Origin of the sequence: Sandarakinorhabdus sp., from assembly GCF_041689835.1 — a bacterium.
In the GTDB taxonomy this organism is placed as follows: domain Bacteria; phylum Pseudomonadota; class Alphaproteobacteria; order Sphingomonadales; family Sphingomonadaceae; genus Sandarakinorhabdus.
On sequence record NZ_JBDNFM010000195.1, the window covers coordinates 1 to 5,894 of the forward strand.

Here is a 5,894-nt window from a genome sequence, read left to right on the forward strand (position 1 = left end):
CGCCAGCGCGGGGCTGTTCATGCCGGTATCGCCCAGCGCCGTGATGGCGCTGGCCACGTCCACACTTCGCACGGTGCGGGTGGGCTGTTCGATAATGCCGTCCATCGCCGCCACATCGCCGGCCAGGCTGTCCATCACGGCGTCGGGCAGATCGTCGGGTTCGGCAAAGCGGCTGGAGACGGTGAAGGGCAGGCCGCGCTGGCGGGAATCGAGCACGTCGAAGCCGATGTTGAGCAAATCCTGCACGTTGCCGTCGCGCCCCAGTCGGCTGGGGCCGCCCAGCACCACGGCGATCAGGCGGCGAGTGCCGCGCACGGCCGATGCAGCCAGTGTGAAGCCGGCGGCGTTGGTGAAGCCGGTCTTGATACCGTCAACGCCCGGCATGGTGCGCAGCAGGTGATTGTGATTTGCTACGGCCATGCCGCGATATTGATACTGCGCCTTGGAAAACAGCGGATATTGATCGGGGAAATCACGCAGCATCGCGCGCGACAGGGTGGCGATATCGCGCGCCGTGGTGGTGTGATCCGCGTGGGGCAGGCCCGATGCGTTGTAGAATCGGGTGTTTGCCATGCCGATCCGGCGGGCGGTTGCGGTCATCCGATCGGCAAAGGCGGCTTCGCTGCCGCTGATGTGTTCGGCCAGCGCCACGGCGATATCGTTGGCGCTTTTGGTGGCGATCACGCCGAAGGCATCGCGCACGCTGATGGTGGCACCCACGCGCAAGCCGAGTTTGGATGGCGCCTGGCCCCACGCGCGGCGTGAAATGCGGAGCTCGTCGTCCAGCCGCAGCCGGCCGGCCGCGACCTCTTCAAAGGCCACATAAAGCGTCATCACCTTGGTGATGGAGGCCGGAAAGCGCGTTTCGTCGGACCGGCGAGCATAAAGCACTTCGCCGGTGGCATGATCGATCAGAATGGCGGCATAACGCGGCGCCGAATAAAGGCTGGCTGCAAAGGCAGATGGCGCCAGCACTGCCAGCAGCACCGCAACACATCGTGCCAGGACCTTGATCAGCAAAGCTTCCGTCCCTTTTCTGCCTAGTGCGAAGAGTAACCTGCCAGGCACGCCATTGGAAAGAGGCGAATGACAGTGGCGGCGCGCCCGTGCCCCGGCCTGTCTCCCGAATGCAACAGATGGCCGCTGCTCTTGCCCTTTGCGGCCGGGCATGCGATGCGCCGCGCGCCCAATCGCTGCCGGCGACAACCTTGATGAACGCACCATTTGCCCTGTCGCCGAACCCGGTCCGCAACCGGCGCACCTTTGCGATCATTTCGCACCCCGATGCCGGCAAGACGACGTTGACCGAGAAATTGCTGCTGTTCGGCGGTGCCATTCATGCCGCCGGCCAAGTGCGCGCCCGCGGCCAGAACCGCCGCGCCCGGTCGGATTGGATGAAGATCGAGCAGGCGCGCGGCATTTCCGTCACCTCCAGCGTGATGACCTTCGAGCGCGGCGGCGTGACGTTCAACCTGCTCGATACGCCGGGCCACGAGGATTTTTCCGAAGACACCTACCGCACCCTTACCGCCGTCGACAGCGCGGTGATGGTGATCGACGCCGCCAAGGGCATCGAGGCGCAAACGCGCAAATTGTTTGAAGTTTGCCGGCTGCGCGATGTGCCGATCATCACCTTCATCAACAAGGTGGACCGCGAAGGCCGCAATCCGTTCGATCTGCTCGATGAAGTGGCCGACATGCTGGCGCTGGATGTGGCGCCGATGAACTGGCCGGCCGGCATGGGCGGCGAGTTCGAGGGCCTGTACGATCTGAAACGTCGCCGCTTCCACAAGCCCGACGGCACCCCCACCGGCCTGGCCGGCGAGGTGGTACAGGTTGATGGCCTGGATGATCCGCGCATCGACACGCTGGCCGGGCCGATGGCGGGCCGCCTGCGCGAACAGGCCGAACTGGCCGAGGGCGGTTATTCCGATCTGGATATCGAAAAATATCGCGCCGGTGCGCTGACGCCGGTGATTTTCGGTTCGGCGCTGAAAGATTTCGGCGTGCTGGACCTGATCGAGGCGATTGCCGCGATGGCGCCGTCCCCGCGTCCGCAGCCGGCGCTGCCGGCGGCGGTGGACCCCGATGGCGCGCAGGTGTCGGGCTTTGTGTTCAAGGTGCAGGCCAACATGAACCCGCAGCACCGTGACCGTATCGCGTTTTTGCGGTTGGCCAGCGGGCGATTCCGCCGCGGCATGAAGCTGAAGCAGGTGGCAACCGGCAAGCTGATCGCCATCAATTCGCCGATCTTCTTTTTCGCAGCTGACCGCGAGATCGTCGATGAAGCCTTCCCCGGCGACATTATCGGCATCCCCAACCACGGCGTGCTGCGGGTTGGGGATTCGCTCGTGGAAAAAGACGATGTCACCTTCACTGGCATCCCCAATTTCGCGCCCGAAATCCTGCGCCGGGTGCGGCTGGACGACCCGACCAAATCCAAGCAGCTGAAAACCGCGCTCACGGATATGGCGGAAGAAGGCGTGACTCAGTTGTTCAAGCCGGCGATCGGCAGCCAGTGGATTGTCGGGGTGGTGGGCCAGTTGCAGTTGGAAGTGCTGATCAGCCGGCTGGAGGCGGAATACCGGGTTGCTGCCAGTTTCGAGGCATCGCCCTACGAAACCGCGCGCTGGATTTCCGGCGCGCCGGCAGCCATGAAGGCCTTCGTGGACGAACATCGCAGCGCCATCGCCGAAGATCGTGACGCAGCGCCGGTTTTTCTGGCGCGCGATAATTGGGAATTGAATTTCGTCACCGACCGGTTCCCCGATATCCGCTTTTCCGCCATCAAGGAACGCGCCTGATGGCCAGCCTGCCCGTCCGCTTCCCGATGACGTGGGTGAGTATTCGCCCGTATCGCTGGTGGATCGCGGGCGGCATTGTGGGCCTGCTGGGCCTGCTGCTGGCGTGGCTGGTGGTGACGGCGCCGCTGGGCCGTGCGCTGGAGCCGGCCAAGCAGCCCAGCCTGATCATCACCGACATGAACGGCAAGGCAATCGCCCGGCGCGGTGATTACAAGGAAGAGCCGGTGAAGATCGCGTTGTTGCCCGCCCATGTGCCGGCCGCCTTCATCGCCATCGAGGACCGCCGCTTCCACGACCATCTGGGCATCGATCCCATCGGCATTTTCCGGGCACTGGTGACCAACGCGCAGGCCGGCGGCGTGCGCCAGGGCGGATCGACGCTTACGCAGCAACTGGCCAAAACCAGCTTCCTGTCGTCGGAACGCAGCATCAAGCGCAAGCTGCAGGAAATCATCATCGCGCTCTATCTGGAAGCCCGGCTGTCCAAGGACGAGATCCTGCAGAATTATCTCAGCTCGGTGTACTTCGGCGACGGGGCTTATGGCATCCGCGCGGCGGCGCGCACCTATTTCAACAAGGCGCCCGAACAATTGGCGCTGGGCGAGGCTGCGCTGCTGGCTGGCTTGGTGCAGGCGCCGTCGCGGCTGGCGCCGTCGCGGCACTTGAAACAAGCGCGGCAGCGCGGCGCGCAGGTGCTCGCGGCCATGGTGGAAACCGGCGTCATCACGGCCGCGCAGGCCAAGGCGGCGCGGCCCGCCGTCTATCGTCCCGGGCGCAAGCAACTGCCCACCGGCAGCTATTTTGCCGATTGGGTGTTGCCGCAGGCGCGCGAAGCCAACGAAGCGGCGTATGGCGAAATTGTCGTGCGCACCACACTCGATCCCAAATTGCAGCGGATCGCCGAGGATGTCGTCACCGATGGCCTTACCCGTGCCGGCGGCCTGAATGTGGGCCAGGCGGCGCTGGTGGCGATGCGGCTGGATGGCCGGGTGGTCGCCATGGTGGGCGGCACCGATTACAAGGCCAGCAGCTTCAACCGCGCCACCCAGGCGCAGCGCCAGCCCGGTTCCTCGTTCAAGCTGTTCGTGTATCTGGCGGCGCTGGAAGCCGGCAAGAAGCCGGGCGACACCATCGTCGATGAGCCGATCCAGATCGGCGATTATGCCCCCAAGAACGACGATCTGCGCTTTCGCGGCGAGATCAGCCTTGCCACCGCCTTTGCTGCCAGTTCCAACATTGCGGCGGTGAAACTGGCGCAGGAAGTCGGCATTTCGGCCGTGGCCAAGCAGGTGAAAAAACTGGGCATCGAAGGCGGCGTAAGCATTTATCCGGCGATGGCGCTGGGCACGACGCCGATCCCGCTGATCGACATGACCCGCGCCTTTGCGGCCGTGGCGCTGGGCAAATATCCGGTGAAGGCCACTGGGCTGTGGAGCAACCAGCCGTGGCCGGAAAAAGTGACTGCGACCGACGAAACCAAGGCCAGTTGGCCAGTGCGCGGCGACATCTTGCAATTGCTTGAAACTGCCGTGCGCAACGGCACCGGCAACAAGGCCCGGCTGCCGATGAAGACCTGGGGCAAGACCGGCACCACCCAGAACCACCGCGACGCGCTGTTCATCGGCTTTGCCGGCGATCTGGTGGTGGGCGTTTGGGTGGGCAATGACGACAATTCGCCAATGGGCGCCAGCATCGTCGGCGGCAGCCTGCCGGCGCGGCTGTGGAAGGGTTTCATGCAACGCGCCCTGCAGGCCGAAGGCCGGCTGGAAGTGGAGCGGGAAGCTGCCCCGGTGCAGGTGGATATGGATGCGCTGGCTGCCGACATGGAAGCCATGACCATCGATCTGAGCGGCGAACCCACCGCGCCGGCGCTGATCGACATTCCCGACGAAACGGTGATGGAGCCGCCGCCGCCCGAACCGCTGCCACCGCAGACGGGGCCGCCTCAATCCTTGTAAAGCTTGTCCAGCCGCGCGCCATAGACCTGCTTGAGCACGTGGCGGCGGATCTTCAGTGACGGGGTGAGCTGCTGGTTGTCGGTGGTGAAGGCTTCATCGGCGATGATCACGCGGCGCACCTTCTCGGTCACGCTCAGCTTCTGGTTGATCCGGTCCACTGCGGCTTGCAGGGCGCGCACATATTCGGGCTCGTCCTTCAGCTTGTGCAGATCGGCGGGCAGGCCCTTGTCGCGGGCAAAACCCAGCGCCCATTCGGCTTCCGGCACCACGACACCCACCAGATAGGGCCGGCGGTCACCATAAACCATCGCCTGCGCAATCTCGTCCTGCAGGGTCAGCATGCCTTCAACTCGCTGGGGAGCAACATTATCGCCCTTGTCGTTGACGATGATGTCCTTCTTGCGATCGGTGATCACCAGATGGCCATCCTTGTCGAGATGGCCGATGTCGCCCGTATAAAGCCAGCCGTCTTTCAGGGCCTTGTGGCTTTCGGCGTCGTTCATCCAGTAACCGTCCATCACCAGTTCGCCGCGAACCAATATTTCGCCATCGGCGGCGATCTTCACTTCCACCTGATCAAGCGGCGGGCCAACCGTGTGCATCTTGAGGATGGCACGCGGGCGATTGCAGCTGACCACCGGGCCGGATTCGGTCTGGCCATAGCCTTGCAGGATCGGGATGCCGATGGCGGTGAAGAACAGGCCGACCTCCGGATTGAGCGGCGCGCCGCCGGCCACCATGGCGCGCAGGCGGCCGCCGAATTTGGCGCGGATGGATTTGCGAATGGTGCGCTCCAGCGCCTGATCGATCAGCTTTTCGGCAAGGCCCAGCTTTTCGCCGCGGGCTTCCTTGCGGGCGATGGCCATTGCCTGGTTGAGCAGCGTGATGGCGAGGCCGCCCTGCTTTTCGATCTGCTTGGCGATGCGCATGCGCAGCACTTCAAACAGGCGCGGCACCACCACCATGAAGGTGGGGCGGGCTTCCTCGATGTTGGCAGCCAGCTTTTCAAGGCCTTCTGCATACCAGATCTGCCCACCCATGCCGATCGGCATGTACTGGCCTGCGGTGTGTTCATAGGCGTGGCTAAGCGGCAGGAACGACAGGAACAATTCACCGGGCACATCGCCGGGGA

Annotated in this window: 4 protein-coding genes; 2 read left to right on the forward strand and 2 right to left on the reverse strand. The window is 64.3% G+C overall.

The features are described 5' to 3' along the window. Positions 1-1,020, reverse strand: a 1,020-nt coding sequence (locus ACESL8_RS10440) for a D-alanyl-D-alanine carboxypeptidase family protein (RefSeq protein WP_372918548.1), incomplete at its 3' end; no start/stop codon positions are given. A gap of 191 nt (positions 1,021-1,211) precedes the next feature. Here ACESL8_RS10440 and ACESL8_RS10445 point away from each other — a divergent pair. Together ACESL8_RS10445 and ACESL8_RS10450 are read left to right on the forward strand one after the other, a co-directional pair. Then, positions 1,212-2,804 carry a peptide chain release factor 3 gene (locus ACESL8_RS10445; RefSeq protein WP_372918550.1) on the forward strand — a complete coding sequence of 531 codons (1,593 nt, stop codon included), beginning with the start codon at positions 1,212-1,214 and terminating at the stop codon, positions 2,802-2,804. After that, positions 2,804-4,762, forward strand: a complete 1,959-nt coding sequence (locus tag ACESL8_RS10450; protein WP_372918552.1) for a transglycosylase domain-containing protein — start codon at positions 2,804-2,806, stop codon at positions 4,760-4,762. Before ACESL8_RS10445 ends, ACESL8_RS10450 begins: the two co-directional genes overlap by 1 nt. Here the strand turns inward: ACESL8_RS10450 and ACESL8_RS10455 are convergent. Next, on the reverse strand, positions 4,750-5,894 hold a 1,145-nt coding region (locus ACESL8_RS10455), incomplete at its 5' end, for a long-chain fatty acid--CoA ligase (RefSeq protein ID WP_372918554.1). The two genes, ACESL8_RS10450 and ACESL8_RS10455, sit on opposite strands and share 13 nt — an antisense overlap.